Below are 13467 nucleotides of genomic sequence, written 5' to 3' on the forward strand. Positions count from 1 at the left end.
TTGGGGTGCAAAAGAAAAAGCCCTCCCGAAGGAGGGCTTTTTATGCGGCCAAGGACAAGCCTTGCTGTCCTCTTTGCAACTCTGTGTCGTCGCGGCGATGTAAGCGTTGAACCGCCTTGATCATCGTTCTGACATGTCGCTCCAAAGAGGCTGGATGGCGTTTTGACAGTAGGTTGATCCAGTCGAGATAGATAGCAAGCGCGGAACCTTCGGTTAGGGCTGCCTGTATCGCCTCATACTGCCCTACGGCACTCTGGACCACATCATTCACCCACTGGGCGTCAGTATTGTCCAAGAGCTCGCAGAGGGCCGTATAAGCCTTCCTTCTGGTCGCGGCCATGTAACGACGAATGTTGGCGTTTCCGCTCCCCTCTCGCCCTTCCATGACGCTCATACAGAATGCGCTGGAGTAACAAAGCATCGCGTCAGTCACGTAGTTAAACCATCGCTCCTGATGCCGTTTCTGTTCTTCCATTGCTTCCTGGTCAAGTTGCTTCTCGATGAACAACCCCGTCGGAGTACGGTGGTGCAGATGGTACTTGAACGTTAAGTGCAAGTTGACCCACCAGCGTACCGTTGCCAGTCTTCCCTTGATTTTTCGCTTCACCAGATCTTTGTACTTAGCATCGCTAAGCACTTTGACATCCTTGCGCTGTTGGATTCCTTCCATCGTCTGTAGCCCTGTAAGGCCCATCTGGTGGTAGGTTTGACCTCTTTGCATCATACGGTGATACAAAGCGCCTTTTCCTTTCGCAAGCTGGATTGCTCCGAACCGAAGGTAGAACTGCGCTGCACTACCGGGCGTATAATGTCCCTTCAGTACAGACTCCCTTAGTCGCGGGTATTCGTTCCAGATGATGAACGCAGCGGAGTCGGGATCGACTTTCACTTCATCATCTTCTGCGAAGCAAACCACCCTTCTCTTTCCGTCTGCGGTATTGATCACTTGCGCTGCCAACGGGTCATCCCCGCCGTCAAAGTAAGCCATTTCCGCTAACGGATCGGCCAAGCCATCAGAAAGCGAACCATCGCCCCAGCGACCAACCTTCAACCACAATGGCTTCGGAATTGGTGACTGAGGAACGGTTTCACACTGCGGCTCGTCTTCCAGCAAGTCCAGATCACCCATCGACCAAACCCTGTGGTAAATCTCCAGGGCATGGAAAGGCTTATCATTGAAATGATGGAAGGCCCACATGAAGTCGATATGGACTAAAGCCTCTTCCGATATGATCCGGAATTGTGGCTCTGCCATTCGACGGTTCCAGTCGTTATCCTCTGCTTGACCAGTAGCCAGCTTGTATGCCAGCTCATCAGCTCTCTTTTGCTCCATGTAGTCCATGCTGCAACAGACATGAAGCAATCGTTCTAGGAAAACAGGACTGTAAACGTCCGGCTGTATTTTGATGTATCCGCCCTCGTAAATCGTTCGACCTACGGGATGGCGGTCTTCCCATGCGTACCGGCGTTTTGCCAAGTAGCGCTGGATGCGGTTCAGCCCCGACATATAGCCATGCCTTTCAGGGTCCGTGGCAAGCAACGTCTCCATTGACTTATCCAACCCAACAGCCTGGCAAGCCCAGCAACCGAAGCGAGCGCCACAGGCGTCACTGGCCTTCTTCTCTGTTGCCGACCACACGCACTCCCCTGTTGCCGCCTTGTAAAGCTCTGCCGTAGTGACATTGCTCTCCAAGTAACTTGGCAGAGGATATGCTGAGCCCATGCCAGCGGATAGTAAGAACTCCCAGACATCACTCGCCAACCAGTTTTTCACCACATACAGCTCACCCCCATCTTTCGTCTTAATGACGCGATCTGAGCTTCCTCGCTGTTTTGCAATGTTGGCCGCACGAATAGTGCTTTCAGCATCACGACTGCCCAGCAAAAGGCAGACTTTCTGTCGAACCTCTTTGGGAAGCTCTCGCATATAAGCTGCCTTCGCTCTTTTGGCAGAGGTGATTTTTAAATCCTGGCTACACTGGCGGGCCGTGGAGTTGGAAAACGTAGGCAACCCCCTCCCAGTAAGGATTCGGCCCGTCCAACTCTGCGAGATCCCAGGCTTTGCTAGAACGATGGTCAGAGGAAGGTTTTCCTTCGCAATGAAACGCTCCAGCTCGGCCAGTTTCTGATCCGCCAGCCACCTTACCTCTGGGCTTTCGATCAGTGTGTCAGTGTGCAAGATGAAGTGGTGCTGGCTGATGGTCGCCCCACTCCTTACAGCCCGGATCAGGGCCATCAGGAACAGGTGCAAGACCGTTTCAGAATCTTTACCACTGGAATAGCCGATCATCATGGTCCACCCATCAATTAAGGCCGTGTGAATGGACTCAACCGATGACGTGATCAACGATGACAGACTGGTTCCTCTACTGGCATCAACGAAGTTCAAATCCTCGTTATCAGTCAGTTCTGACCAAACAGAATCCCACTTATCCCCACGCAAAAGCACTGGGATGGGTTGTTCTGATAGATCAAAGTTTAATGTTTGTTGCATAGGGCCTCCTGGATTAGCAGGGTGCCCATCCCTTCCGGGAAAGCACCCCGGTAGGGTTAAAATTGAATCCTGGCTATCAGACCTGAACTAGCTGCTACTCGACATCTGGTTGTCTTCGTATTGCTGCTTGGCCTGTTTCACCAGATCAATGTCACCGTCTTGCAGCTTTTGAATATCAAGCTGTAGACGAGCCTTGTGTTTCAACAGTTCAGCGACCGCATTATCAATGTGATCAATGAGCGATTGGTTTTTTTGGATGGTGTAACTGTTGAGTTCATCGAGCAGGGGCCATGCAACACTCGAATGAGTGTTGAGCAATGGGTACTCTGCTTCGATCTCACAAACCACACCGTTTGCTCCTTCTCTGTAATGAGGGAACCCGACACGCAGACCGATACGACGATCCAGCGCTGCATTTACAGTACATTCCAAAGAAGTTCGGTTTGAAAAAACATCGTTGACGTTTTTAGACATGCTATATCTCCGTTCAGTTTATGACGGAGCCCCCCTAACAGGAGGTGCTCCCGTCAGGGTTGATAATTTGCTGTTTGTTTTTGGCAGCCAGCTACCGCACTTGAGCGCCTAAGGCACTTTCCGAAGCACCCTGGGAAACCGAGATGCTTGGGAAAGCGCGGGGTTTCCCCCTGCGCTGATTACCCTTTTTAAGGGGCCGGTACGCCGATTTCTCGGCGCACTCAGGTTGAAGCTACACAGTCAAGAACCAACGTTTCATAGGGACGGTGATGTCTATCATCCCGTTTCCACATGGATTCTGGCCCCAGAATCTGTAGGTCGTCTCATAGAAGTCAAACTCAGACAAGGACTGAATCTGCGCTTCTGAGATCGGCTCAAATGGTCCACCGCAACCGATGTGCATATTGAGCCCATAATCTCGAAGCTCTAGCTCTCCGAGATTTAGCGTCTTCCCGCCCACACAAGCAACCAAGTTCTGGTTTCTGACGTCGCCTTCTTTGAACAGCAAAGCTGACTCATCGTAGCTCCCATATTGGTTGGTAAACTTCACAATATGCCCGTGCTTAGGTGAGGTTTGTTCCGACAACTCTTTCAGTAATCGCTTTACGCTTTGAAATCTCGCGTACAGAGCTGGCGTAAACTGCCCAGAGTAGTTCAAGTTTGGGCAGATCATTTCAAGCATCTCATCAGGTACAGATTCAAGCCCCATTTGCGCGGCCAATGGCTTCGCCTTTTTCAGACCTTCCTCAAGCACTCTCTGATTTACAAGTTGTTCTAATGTGTTCATTTGACTCTCCACTTTCGAGAGAGCAATGCAAGCCGTCTCCGGACTTACATTGCCCGTTAACGGCTTTATTGGTTTATCCCAAGAGGTACGGAGCTACGCCAGTCAGGAAGCCCATGACTCCCAACACAGCGCCAACCACGCCCAATTTGATTGACAGTTGGACACTTTGATCCGGATGGTTCCAGAACCACTGCCAGACTTCCCAGCGCCTGGCTCTGCGAACCTCAAGATTTACAGTGTCTTTAAAACGAACACCCAGAGCATCTACCGCATCGTAATCCAGCGCGACCGCCAGCTTTGTGATGGATAAATTCCCAGGGTTGCCCATCGCATACCGGAGAACCTTTGCTTTGGTCTCTGGGTTTACGATCATAACCGGCTCCCTCCTGAAAAAACGGGTCTTGTCTTTTCGCTTGGAATCCATGTTGCGGTTATGGAACCTGGCAATGCAGTGTTGAAGGCCTGAATCCTCGGGAGGTAAAGGCACAACAGTTTCGATTTTCATGATTACTCTCCTTTCGGATAGGCCGGAGCAAAGGCCTTTCGGCATTGCCCCGGTGAGTTACTAATGAACCAAAGATGAAGTGACCATGATTGCGTCTCCGGACATCATTACCGGGAGATATTCGCAAGGCTCATGGCCGCAGCTCTTTTTAGTTCCGTTAGGTGAATAGACAGCCAATTGACCATCCATAATGTTGAAGGGCATCCCCTGTTTTTTCGCTGCCGGTGACAGCTTGAGAGTGCCCTTTGCGTCAACCAATGCCGTTGCCCAATGGAAGTCTTCACCACCGATCACCGGCTGTGATTCATCCACGACTTCGACCATGATTGGCATCATTCCAACCCAGCTCCACAGGCTGTTCCCTAATGCGAGGGCTAAAGCCTCGAACGCGGGAAAGACTACCGATTGCCCGAGAATCTGGTGGGCAATAGTGTCCGACAGACCTTGGATGAGTTCCTCTGGTATCCCTTTCACTCGACAATGTTCTGTCGGTGTAAAGATGCGAGACAACTCCGGCTGTTCTGGATGAACAATGAAAGGTTCGGTACTTCTGCATTGCATAGTCCTTACCTATGGTGCCGCAAAACTCATCGTCGCCAGTCAGAAGCTGGCGAGAGAACCCCTTGCCAGCAGCTTTGTCTCTCAACTCCTTCTCAGCCAGATAGTCAAATGACTTCCAACGTTCAGAATCGAGCGGAACTGGCTCCAGGATGTCCTGTATGCGACTTTCCTTGGTGCGAACAGGCTGAACCTTCTCAAGTTCAAACCCGTCGATCCCGTGGGAAAGCGCAACAACACAAAGACGCTTGCGGCGCTCAATAACCCCAAACTCATTGCCGTCGAGAATGCGCTCTTGTAGGGAGTAACCCAACGAAGAGAGCACCGAACGAATCACTTCCATCGAAGCGGTGTTCTGGTACTCAGGCACGTTCTCAATCAGCACAACGGCTGGGTTTAGCGCTTCTACGAATTGCAGGAAGTTGAAGAACATGGCACCTGCCGCCTCATGCGATTCGGCAAACTCCAACTTGTTCTTACTGCGACCTGACTTTGACGCGCCGGTACACGGTATGCCCCCCATCAAAACATCCACCTGTGGTGGGCGTTTGCTGAGATTCACAGCCTGGATTGGCGATTCGATAACAATAGAATCTTCGTTCCAAAGCTCCGGGTTATTTGCCAAAGACGAATCGAGATATTTCCCTTCCATCTCCACGGCCACAGATATGGCACTGGCAATTCCCGCCTTGTGAAAACCGGCGTGAATCGCTTTATCAAGCACACCACCCCCATGAAAGAGGCTGCATACCGAAAGCGATTCTCCATTCTCCAGCTTACTGATAAGCCGGTTGACGCGCTCGATCACTCGCTCTTGTTGATGGTGAGCAGAGATCACAATTGCGCCGTTACGGATGAACACGCGGAGCATCTCTACACCGTCAAAAACGGTAGCAAGCTCCTGCACGGTCAGATCGATGATTGGAGACACCCGGCCATTGCGCTCGCGCTTACTGATGGTGAACTTACCCTCCTCTTTGACGCGAAGCACAACCTGGGAATCTTTCAGCTCCAGATCATACTTCATGCCAGGATAGTAACCTTCACGCAGTAGCTTTTGGCCTTCCAGCCAGACGCGCTTCTTGCCTCGATGTTCTCCTAACTTGGTGTTTACGATAGTAGCCATGAGCTCTCTCCTTTCGGTTGAGAGGCCACTACCGTCCCAATCGGGAAGTAATGGCCCCGATGGGTTTAAAGTGGTTCTCAGTTCACAGCGATGCCGTGAGACTGAATGGCATTAGCAAAGCCAGCCATTTGTTCAGGGAAGGTGTAGCGGTTGATGTCCTGGCTGCGAGCCAGATTGACATGCACCTTCTTCACCTTCGTTTCGTCAGAGTCGTACTTTTCAAGCGCCAGCTTCTCAGCTTCTTCCGGATCTCGGCCCAGCGAGTAGGCGTAAATCACAGAGGTGAAGCCAAGTCCTGAGCCGAATGCGTAGACTTGTTTCTCGAAATGGACGTCAGCGAAATAGATGCTGAATCCGGATTTGAGGTTATGTTTTTCCATGATGCACTCCAAATAGTTTGGGGGCGCACCACGTCCCTTGACATAGAAGTCATACAGTTTCTCCGCCTGCTCAAGGTGGGACATGCTCTCAACGGGAATGGTATTCCCTGGATTGCAGTACCACTTTCCGAGCACCTTTTGTACAAATCCCTCTTTGTCTCCTACGAACTGATTTGTGCCAAACACCCCACTGGTTGGTGAGCGTTGAATAACAGAAATCGGATTCGCAAAGCTGGCAAGAGTAGTCATAGTTGTGGCTCCATGTTTGTCAGGGAACCACCAGCCCGAGGGGCAGTGATCCCCCAAGGGTTATGTAGAATGCTGTTTGTTTGGGGAGGCCAGCTACCTCACTATTCACTCTCGACAGAGAGCAAAATCTTGCTTTCCGAGGGGCACAAACTTTCACATGTGAAAGTCGATGCCACTGGGAAAGCAGGGGGTTAACCCCCCGCTTTAACCCGCGCTAAGCGGTTTAGGATAGACTTCACGCCTTCCCTTACTCCAGATGGATCGTAACCTGCTTCATCGCAGCAGACCACAAATGAGAATGGATGTACCTCATCGGACATCACCCAAGCCATCGTTTCCTGCTTGATTTCACTTCCAGCTCGACCATCAGCAAGGACTCTAAGGCTATGCCATAAAAGCCCATCACGTAACTGCCTTACCTCATCATCAGTCCATTCAGGCTTTGGCTCAAATGGAATGACTTCTGCGGTCTTCGGCTCTTCATCCAGGAAGAAAAGCGGCAGCTCAAGCTGGTTTTCCTTCTGGATCATCTTCACTGCATTCATGGTGACTCCTTTTACGGGCACCATGCCCCCACAGGGGCATGAAGCCCCCAGTGGGGTTACAGTCATAGTTACTTCACGCCTGCCAGTTGAGAATTGATGTTCTCTTCCAGCCAGCCTTGAAGCGATTCAAGGTCACGTTTGTCTTCCGTATTGCTGGCTTTACGTGCATCTTCCGACACAGCGCTCAACATGGCGTTAGCCTCAGCAAGTGATTCAACATTGTTCCCAGGGAACACAATCGTTTGACTGTGATCTTTCATGGTCTTCTCCTTTGAGAATGGAGGACCGTCTCCCATCAGGAAGAGCGGCCCCGTGGGTTAAAAGTAAAAATCCTCCAGCTCTTCATGGTCAGGCTTTCGCTCAACTGGTCGAAGCAACTCAGCTTCATCAGCGAACTCAAGCTCAGGATGAAAAGCAGGATGAAATCCTCGATGCCAGACTGGACGGTCATTATCGAGGTCTAAGTAGCAGTGCCTCCCACTGGCTGGGTGATAGCAGTAAAGCCACTGTCTACCACTAACGGTAAACGGCTTCTCTGCACCTCCACATGCCGGTACAAGGTTATCTGCTGCTATATGCGCTACAGCATCCATAGGATCAGTCCTCATCTTCGTCATCACGAACACAAAGATCACGAGCAACTATTTCCGCAGCTATCAACGCATAATCGTTGCCCTGCCAGAACCACCGCTCCGCCAGCTCATAGGCTTCGCTGGAAGGTTCGCCATAACCATGAGCCACCACGTAATCGTGGAACACTTCATGATCAAATGCCTTGCCATCAGCTTCCATGAACCAACCGACAGGGCACTCCAGAATGCGATGCCTTACGACATCTCGCTCTGAATACCCCTCTCTGACGGCTTGCTCCAACATTTCCCGCGACATACCAGGAGGAGTGATGATCTCTATGCTGATCCCGTCACTTCCTGCAAGATTGTCCTCGTATGGAAGACCGGCAAGTGTAAGGTGATTGCGCTTGCACCAGCCGATGGTCCGAAGTATCCGACTTTTGTCAGACTCCCTGGCCGTGTATCGGTTAAGCTGCATAGCCACCTCCAGCACACTCCCCATCTTCGATTTCACTTCCGAGCTCGACCATTCCAATCAGGTCAAGCTGGGTCATGTCCGAATCCAGAGAGCAGTCAATTGCTGACTGAATGATGCCTTTGTGGGCCAAGCCTAAAACGGACTTAATAGTCGAAAGCAGAGACTCGGCTTCGCTCTCGATTTGCTCCAGAATGTCTTTCCATTCCCAGTGCTCAAACGGTTGCCAAACGACCAGATCCTCAGGCTCGTCTCCCCGTTCGACACACTCAGACAAATACTCATAAGCCTTGCACCAATTCTCTTGTTGGCCCAGTTCACTGAGCACTAGAGCGGTAGCATGACCGTATGCGATTTGTTCAACTTTGGTATTGATAGACATAGTGTTTCTCCTCGTAATGGATAGAGGAGCCCCACCCGCAGGAAAGGCTCCTCCGGATGGGTTAAATTTCCAAGGTCACATCGGTTTTTGCTTTAGCGCAGCAAACCAACACTTCCCCTTCTTTGACAAATGCGATGGGCGTCTCGTCATAGGCCACTTGACCTTCGAGTAGACGAACCCGGCACATGCCACAAAAGCCACTGCGACAATGCGTTTCAACAGTGAGGCCTTTGCTTTCGATTTGCGCCAACAGCACATTGTTGCTGGCTTGAAGTTGTACGTTCATGGTCACGCTCCTTTGTTGTTGATGAGCGCGACCAATCCCCTCCGGGATGTCACGCCCCGGTTGGGCTACTCAGCAAGTGCATAGACACCTACCTCGATGCGAATAAAGAACCTGGCATCTTGAAGAACTTGCCTGACCTTTGCTTGCCAGTGGTTGTTCTCTCGATGCTTTGCGTAGGGTTCAATCTCTTTGTAAATCTGCTCCAGCTTCAACGTTTTCCCCTGTAGGGTTCGGCGTATTGCAGCTTTCCACGTAGTCGAAACCATATTGGTTGCTCGACGGTGTACGGCAGCAAGAAGACAGAGCGATGAGGCAACGTCGTTACGACGAAACACCAACAGCTTTTCATGGGCGATACGCACCAGCTTCCCGGAATACTGAGTTCGGTCACTCACACAGTTGTGCTGTGTTTTGATGATCTCATCCACCAGCTTCCCAGGTGCGATACGTTCCACAAGGCTGGACAGGTTGAAATAATCCCCATCGCGCCTCAGGTTTCCCATGAGGATTCCGTAATGCCCTCCTCGCTCACAGGCGTCATGAATATTCATAACGGCCAGCTCAAGGGCTTCAACGAACTCAGGCAAATTCATGCGGCTCATATCCCATTTGTTGGGCTCGCCCCACTGCTTACCTGAATACTGGATCATGTCCCAGTAAGGAGGGTGCCACCAGATCAGGTGTGCAGGCTCTCCGAGGAACGAAAGGAAGTCATCCCGCAACAGGTTGAACCCCTGATGCAAGTCTGTCCCTTTGAAACGGACACCAAGTTCATTGGCAACGTCGATGCTAGAGCCACCCCCAACACTTGGGTCTGCCACCAGCCCGTTCGGCTTTCTCATGTAAGACTCAATGAAGTCTTTAACGATAAAGCCCGAGCAGTTGCCTCGGTACTTGTTGTTTCCGTAAGGCCCCCTGTTTTCGTAGGAGCATACTGATGATTTGAACATGGCGTCCTCCATCATAGATGGGGCGCACCATGCTCCCATCAGGGGCCGGTTCGCCCCTGGTTAGGGATTAAGATCAAGCGTTATCTGCATACCACCAGCTAAGGCGATTGCAATCACGAAAGAAGGTTGCTTCATCAGGAGCCTTCATCATGACCACATCACCTTCGCAGTAGGTGCATAGCTCAAGCGTTGCTTCATTTTTCCAAAAGGCACTGCACCCCGATTCTTGATACACAACCTCCCATTTGGGATGTCGCAAGTACCGATGGAAGAAATCGAGAGTGTCACCATAAGGGAAGTTGAAGCGCTCCATCACTGAACCATTTTCTGTCAGTTCAGGTTTAACCTTGCCGGTTTTCAAGCGCTTCTTGATGATGCGCTGAACCCAACGAAGTCGTGCAAACAGCCGATTGGTGTCTTTCTCGTACCACTGGGGATTACGCTTGCTCCAGTAGAGCTTGGCGAAGATTTCCCCGGACAAATCCTTCATCTGGTTTTCGTTGAGCTCATCAAGAAAACGTCGAGAAGGTTTGTCGTAGTCAAGAACTGCTTCCAAAGCTGATAGGTTTTTCATAGGGACTCCTTATTGCGATTGCGGAGCCCCGTCCCCTCAGGGCTATCGGAGCCCCATAGGGTTAATTAGGGTTAATGGTTGAACGGCGATTTATCGAGGGTTGGTGAATCGAATGGCTTTACCAACGAAATCGGCCATCAGTCGATTCCCAGTAGAGCTGAAATAGCTCTGCCACTCTTTCCAACCACCAACGGATTCCACCGAGCTTGGAGACTCGAAGATACCCCAGATACGCATTTCACAACCTCGTTGCAACACTCGGTTTACCTGGTCAACCAAGTATTCCTTGTTCTGCAATGAAGAGAGGTTGCAAGGCATCTGCATGATCAGCTTTTCAGCTTGCTCGAAGTCGATTTTTTCAATCAACCCCGTGCGGGTATCCACAGAGAATGGAACCACCTGTTGACCGTGGTTAGACCACAACCAATGGGTGATATAGATCGGATTAACGCCAACTTCCGCTGGCACCAATACGCTGCCGCAAGACCGCAACAGCCAGACCAGACGTAAACCATCGAATCGATCCAGAGACTCCACATCGGTAGTGATGTCATCCTGGTAGATTTCAGGCAGCTTATGTTCGGCGGCGAGAGAGATCATTACGGATTTGAGATTGTTCAGATGAGACATGTGTGCTCCTTAAAGTAACTTGGGCACACAGAGCCTGTCAGGCGCAGTGCGCCCTTAGGCTGAGGTTGAATGCTGTTTGTTTTTGGCGACCAGCTATCGCACGTTTCGCCCTCAGAGAGGACAAAATTCACTTTCTCAGCAACCCTCAATGAAGGCCTCTGAGAAAGTGGGAGGGTATTCCCTCCTCACTTTGATTGTTCCACGAGAGCTGTGTGAACAGGAACGCTCAAACTGCCCTTTTCGGGTGCAAAGCTCAAAGACGCATCAACTGCCCCGTCTTTTCAGTTCTTCGACCAGATGTTCAGGCACCTTACTCGCAGTACAGGCCAGCAATACATCGAGGCCTACCGGCTTGTGAAAGCGCTTATTTGACCAGGAATCGCCAACTGATGACTTTGCCCAGTCGATTGCTTGCCCAAGACTGTGGAACTGCCGCCTGCCTGTGTATCCCATACGACTATCCAAAGTAACACCCTGGAACAGTCTCCAGTACATCGGAGGAATGCGCTTAGCAAGCAGTAAAAAAGGCGTCTCCGGCACTGTAGCCCTTCTACCTTTGTTCCGATGATACAAATCCAAAGATGAATGGAATTGGTTCATAGACTCTCCAAATAAAAACGGCCACCCCCGAAGGGATAGCCGTTTGTCGTTTCACTTCCTGTTAAGCTGCAAAAGCAGTCAATGACCGCTCCATCAACTTAAACAGTGTGCGTTGCAGAGCTGCCGCATCATCAATGACAATGTTCTTTTGGAACAGTCCTGACACTGCGGTAGTCTCTACCCCTATGCCGATCACCTCAACATCGCTTCGTTCACAGAGGTCAATCACTGAGCGACATGCCGGGGCGCTTTGAGGCTGCCCGTCAGTCACTACGATCAACATTTTTCGCTCTTCACGGGTCTTGGTGAGTTCAAAAGCTGCATACCACATAGCTTCCGCCATAGGCGTACCGCCAGTTGCTTTGAACCCAAACCGACCGGCCCGATTCTGAACCGTATCTCCATGCTTCACGACACTGAACACTGGCTGGTTCCGGTTGCCACCAAAAAAGGTGACTGCCGGGTTTACGCCGGGTATTGCTTCCAGAGCCATCGAAATAGCCAAGGACGCTTCCCGCGCAATGTCTTGACGCTCCTTTCCATTGGCGGCCTTGTAGGCCATCGAGGAGCTCATATCAACCAGGATGTGAACCGCCGTATTAGGGCGTTTCTTGGCTTCCGGCTTGAGGAATACGCGGGTATCACCCGTCACTACACGATGTAGTTTCCGAGCATCCACACGCTTCCCTGATCGTTGGTTACGGTGAGCAACTCGCTGGCTGGCCTGGACCAATCCGTAGAGCTGCGTTCTTATCTTTGAAGTGGTGCTCTTCACATCCCCTACCAGGCTTTTGCCAACAGCAGGGTTGTCCTGGGTGTTCACAGCAGAGCGAACAGTCATATAGCTACTGTCCCCCTTATCTTGAGCCACCCGGTTGAGCTCGGCTTTAAGTGCATCATGCGCGTCACCACGCAAATCACCGGCACCGGCATTCAGAACCTGCTGGAGCATTTTGGCCGCGTCTTGTTTCGCCGCGTCAGAATTGCCACCAGCCTGGCTTTGTCCTGCCTTGCTGCCACCATCAGTATCCGACTTGCCTTGGTCGCCCTGTCCTTTCGGATCAGATTTCCCGTTAGCATCGTCTTGCTTCTGGTCTTTACCTTGCTGATCACCACCATTGGCATCAGGCCCTTGGTTTTGATCGTTACCACTTCCGCCCTGACTGTTCTGAGGTTGGTTGCCACCAGCATTCTGCTGGTTGTTACCATCCTGACCATTCAGGGGCTTTTGCTCTTCTTTCTCCTTTTCCTCCTCGATCATCTTGATGATTTGGTCGGCCAAGGATGTCACCTCTGCGGTTGACTTAGTGTTCACAGCCTTACGCAGTAAAGCGTTCAGCCGAACAACAACACCCTGAGGGAACACGCGCTCGAATACGGGGGTAGCCGAATCGAGATAGGGTTGAAGGACGGATTGCCCTACAGCCTTGGTTTGCAACCAGTACAAACAAAACCCTGTCAGAATGGAGGCAGGGGCCTCTTTGTCTGTGACGTGCTCGTAATGACCAGCTTGAGCCATATAGCGAGCAACCTCATTCAGGGTCTGCGACGTACCGGGGAAGAGTTCCATCATGGCCCGTTCTATGCGGCAGTCCTCCAAAACGTTGGACAACTCAGCATGAAGACCTCTGCGGCGCTCAACACCAAAGTCCGTAAACCGGACATGGGCTGCTTCATGGGCCAAATACCCCCAGACAGCATCCATGTGAGGATAGTCGTCGGGGATATTCGGAACCACGATGGTCTTACCATCGGTGTATGCGTCATCGTTACCGATGGCGACTTTGACACCGAGTTTTTCACCATAGGCTGCGGCCACGATTGGTAGAGCGCTGTAAATGGTGCGTTTTTTGGACATATCTTTTCTCCTGGTAGGGAAG

19 protein-coding genes are annotated in these 13467 nt (G+C 51.3%); 1 reads left to right on the plus strand and 18 read right to left on the minus strand.

Annotated elements, in window-relative coordinates:
* Positions 1-40 precede the first annotated feature (40 nt).
* From RB151_RS08915 to RB151_RS23625, 7 genes are all read right to left on the minus strand, one after another.
* Entirely contained in the window at positions 41-2494 is a 2454-nt protein-coding gene (locus RB151_RS08915) for a phosphoadenosine phosphosulfate reductase (RefSeq protein WP_001187970.1), read from the minus strand.
* 87 nt (positions 2495-2581) lie between these two features.
* Positions 2582-2968 (minus strand): hypothetical protein, encoded by a 387-nt coding sequence (locus RB151_RS08920; protein WP_000042274.1) that lies wholly within the window; start codon positions 2966-2968, stop codon positions 2582-2584.
* 232 nt (positions 2969-3200) lie between these two features.
* A complete protein-coding gene (locus RB151_RS08925; protein WP_001093868.1) occupies positions 3201-3755 on the minus strand; it encodes a hypothetical protein in 555 nt (184 codons plus the stop codon).
* A 73-nt stretch (positions 3756-3828) separates the two neighbouring features.
* Entirely contained in the window at positions 3829-4260 is a 432-nt protein-coding gene (locus tag RB151_RS08930) for a hypothetical protein (protein WP_000687894.1), read from the minus strand.
* 60 nt (positions 4261-4320) lie between these two features.
* Positions 4321-4584: a hypothetical protein gene (locus tag RB151_RS24290; RefSeq protein ID WP_227511111.1), complete on the minus strand. Its 264-nt coding sequence runs from the start codon at positions 4582-4584 to the stop codon at positions 4321-4323.
* The gene (locus RB151_RS08935) at positions 4565-5944 is read right to left on the minus strand and encodes a DNA cytosine methyltransferase (protein ID WP_227511112.1); all 1380 of its coding nucleotides are present in this window, start codon (positions 5942-5944) and stop codon (positions 4565-4567) included. The genes RB151_RS24290 and RB151_RS08935 overlap by 20 nt, the downstream gene beginning before the upstream one ends.
* Positions 5945-6021: 77 nt before the next feature.
* On the minus strand, positions 6022-6573 hold the full coding sequence (locus tag RB151_RS23625) for a hypothetical protein (RefSeq protein ID WP_227522997.1): 552 nt from the start codon (positions 6571-6573) through the stop codon (positions 6022-6024).
* 12 nt (positions 6574-6585) lie between these two features.
* Between RB151_RS23625 and RB151_RS23185 the strand changes: the two genes are divergently transcribed.
* On the plus strand, positions 6586-6768 hold the full coding sequence (locus RB151_RS23185; RefSeq protein ID WP_000498033.1) for a hypothetical protein: 183 nt from the start codon (positions 6586-6588) through the stop codon (positions 6766-6768).
* On the opposite strand, the gene RB151_RS08945 is transcribed toward RB151_RS23185, so the two are convergent.
* The 11 genes from RB151_RS08945 to RB151_RS08995 all read right to left on the minus strand — a co-directional run bounded on the left by RB151_RS08945 (position 6765) and on the right by RB151_RS08995 (position 13445).
* Positions 6765-7184 (minus strand): hypothetical protein, encoded by a 420-nt coding sequence (locus RB151_RS08945; RefSeq protein ID WP_001909295.1) that lies wholly within the window; start codon positions 7182-7184, stop codon positions 6765-6767. The two genes, RB151_RS23185 and RB151_RS08945, sit on opposite strands and share 4 nt — an antisense overlap.
* A gap of 2 nt (positions 7185-7186) precedes the next feature.
* On the minus strand, positions 7187-7378 hold the full coding sequence (locus tag RB151_RS08950) for a hypothetical protein (RefSeq protein ID WP_000651508.1): 192 nt from the start codon (positions 7376-7378) through the stop codon (positions 7187-7189).
* Positions 7379-7435: 57 nt separating this feature from the next.
* Positions 7436-7711 (minus strand): hypothetical protein, encoded by a 276-nt coding sequence (locus RB151_RS08955; protein WP_000340223.1) that lies wholly within the window; start codon positions 7709-7711, stop codon positions 7436-7438.
* A 4-nt stretch (positions 7712-7715) separates the two neighbouring features.
* Complete coding sequence (locus RB151_RS22940; protein ID WP_001176699.1) at positions 7716-8168, minus strand: hypothetical protein; 453 nt, start codon at positions 8166-8168, stop codon at positions 7716-7718.
* Positions 8158-8547 (minus strand): hypothetical protein, encoded by a 390-nt coding sequence (locus RB151_RS08965; RefSeq protein ID WP_000026577.1) that lies wholly within the window; start codon positions 8545-8547, stop codon positions 8158-8160. Before RB151_RS08965 ends, RB151_RS22940 begins: the two co-directional genes overlap by 11 nt.
* A 61-nt stretch (positions 8548-8608) precedes the next feature.
* Positions 8609-8833, minus strand: coding sequence for a class I ribonucleotide reductase maintenance protein YfaE (gene yfaE / locus RB151_RS08970; protein ID WP_001102700.1), 225 nt, complete (start codon positions 8831-8833; stop codon positions 8609-8611).
* Between the two features lie 65 nt (positions 8834-8898).
* Entirely contained in the window at positions 8899-9783 is an 885-nt protein-coding gene (locus RB151_RS08975; protein WP_000477209.1) for a hypothetical protein, read from the minus strand.
* 73 nt (positions 9784-9856) lie between these two features.
* Entirely contained in the window at positions 9857-10357 is a 501-nt protein-coding gene (locus RB151_RS08980) for a hypothetical protein (protein WP_000793769.1), read from the minus strand.
* 90 nt (positions 10358-10447) lie between these two features.
* On the minus strand, positions 10448-10987 hold the full coding sequence (locus RB151_RS08985; RefSeq protein WP_000018872.1) for a hypothetical protein: 540 nt from the start codon (positions 10985-10987) through the stop codon (positions 10448-10450).
* 264 nt (positions 10988-11251) lie between these two features.
* The gene (locus tag RB151_RS24295) at positions 11252-11587 is read right to left on the minus strand and encodes a hypothetical protein (protein ID WP_001071288.1); all 336 of its coding nucleotides are present in this window, start codon (positions 11585-11587) and stop codon (positions 11252-11254) included.
* Between the two features lie 61 nt (positions 11588-11648).
* A complete protein-coding gene (locus tag RB151_RS08995) occupies positions 11649-13445 on the minus strand; it encodes a VWA domain-containing protein (protein ID WP_000039318.1) in 1797 nt (598 codons plus the stop codon).
* Positions 13446-13467 lie beyond the last annotated feature (22 nt).

The organism is Providencia rettgeri (assembly GCF_001874625.1).
Lineage (GTDB): Bacteria > Pseudomonadota > Gammaproteobacteria > Enterobacterales > Enterobacteriaceae > Providencia > Providencia huashanensis.

Coding starts and splice junctions, on each gene's coding strand:
- RB151_RS08985 (WP_000018872.1), bottom strand. CDS start 10,987: ATGTCTCATCTGAACAATCTCAAATCCGTAATGATCTCTCTCGCCGCC.
- RB151_RS08920 (WP_000042274.1), bottom strand. CDS start 2,968: ATGTCTAAAAACGTCAACGATGTTTTTTCAAACCGAACTTCTTTGGAA.
- RB151_RS08975 (WP_000477209.1), bottom strand. CDS start 9,783: ATGTTCAAATCATCAGTATGCTCCTACGAAAACAGGGGGCCTTACGGA.
- yfaE (WP_001102700.1), bottom strand. CDS start 8,833: ATGAACGTACAACTTCAAGCCAGCAACAATGTGCTGTTGGCGCAAATC.
- RB151_RS08980 (WP_000793769.1), bottom strand. CDS start 10,357: ATGAAAAACCTATCAGCTTTGGAAGCAGTTCTTGACTACGACAAACCT.
- RB151_RS24290 (WP_227511111.1), bottom strand. CDS start 4,584: ATGGTCGAAGTCGTGGATGAATCACAGCCGGTGATCGGTGGTGAAGAC.
- RB151_RS24295 (WP_001071288.1), bottom strand. CDS start 11,587: ATGAACCAATTCCATTCATCTTTGGATTTGTATCATCGGAACAAAGGT.
- RB151_RS23185 (WP_000498033.1), top strand. CDS start 6,586: ATGTTTGTCAGGGAACCACCAGCCCGAGGGGCAGTGATCCCCCAAGGG.
- RB151_RS08945 (WP_001909295.1), bottom strand. CDS start 7,184: ATGACTGTAACCCCACTGGGGGCTTCATGCCCCTGTGGGGGCATGGTG.
- RB151_RS08955 (WP_000340223.1), bottom strand. CDS start 7,711: ATGGATGCTGTAGCGCATATAGCAGCAGATAACCTTGTACCGGCATGT.
- RB151_RS08995 (WP_000039318.1), bottom strand. CDS start 13,445: ATGTCCAAAAAACGCACCATTTACAGCGCTCTACCAATCGTGGCCGCA.
- RB151_RS08965 (WP_000026577.1), bottom strand. CDS start 8,547: ATGTCTATCAATACCAAAGTTGAACAAATCGCATACGGTCATGCTACC.
- RB151_RS08930 (WP_000687894.1), bottom strand. CDS start 4,260: ATGAAAATCGAAACTGTTGTGCCTTTACCTCCCGAGGATTCAGGCCTT.
- RB151_RS08950 (WP_000651508.1), bottom strand. CDS start 7,378: ATGAAAGATCACAGTCAAACGATTGTGTTCCCTGGGAACAATGTTGAA.
- RB151_RS23625 (WP_227522997.1), bottom strand. CDS start 6,573: ATGACTACTCTTGCCAGCTTTGCGAATCCGATTTCTGTTATTCAACGC.
- RB151_RS22940 (WP_001176699.1), bottom strand. CDS start 8,168: ATGCAGCTTAACCGATACACGGCCAGGGAGTCTGACAAAAGTCGGATA.
- RB151_RS08935 (WP_227511112.1), bottom strand. CDS start 5,944: ATGGCTACTATCGTAAACACCAAGTTAGGAGAACATCGAGGCAAGAAG.
- RB151_RS08915 (WP_001187970.1), bottom strand. CDS start 2,494: ATGCAACAAACATTAAACTTTGATCTATCAGAACAACCCATCCCAGTG.
- RB151_RS08925 (WP_001093868.1), bottom strand. CDS start 3,755: ATGAACACATTAGAACAACTTGTAAATCAGAGAGTGCTTGAGGAAGGT.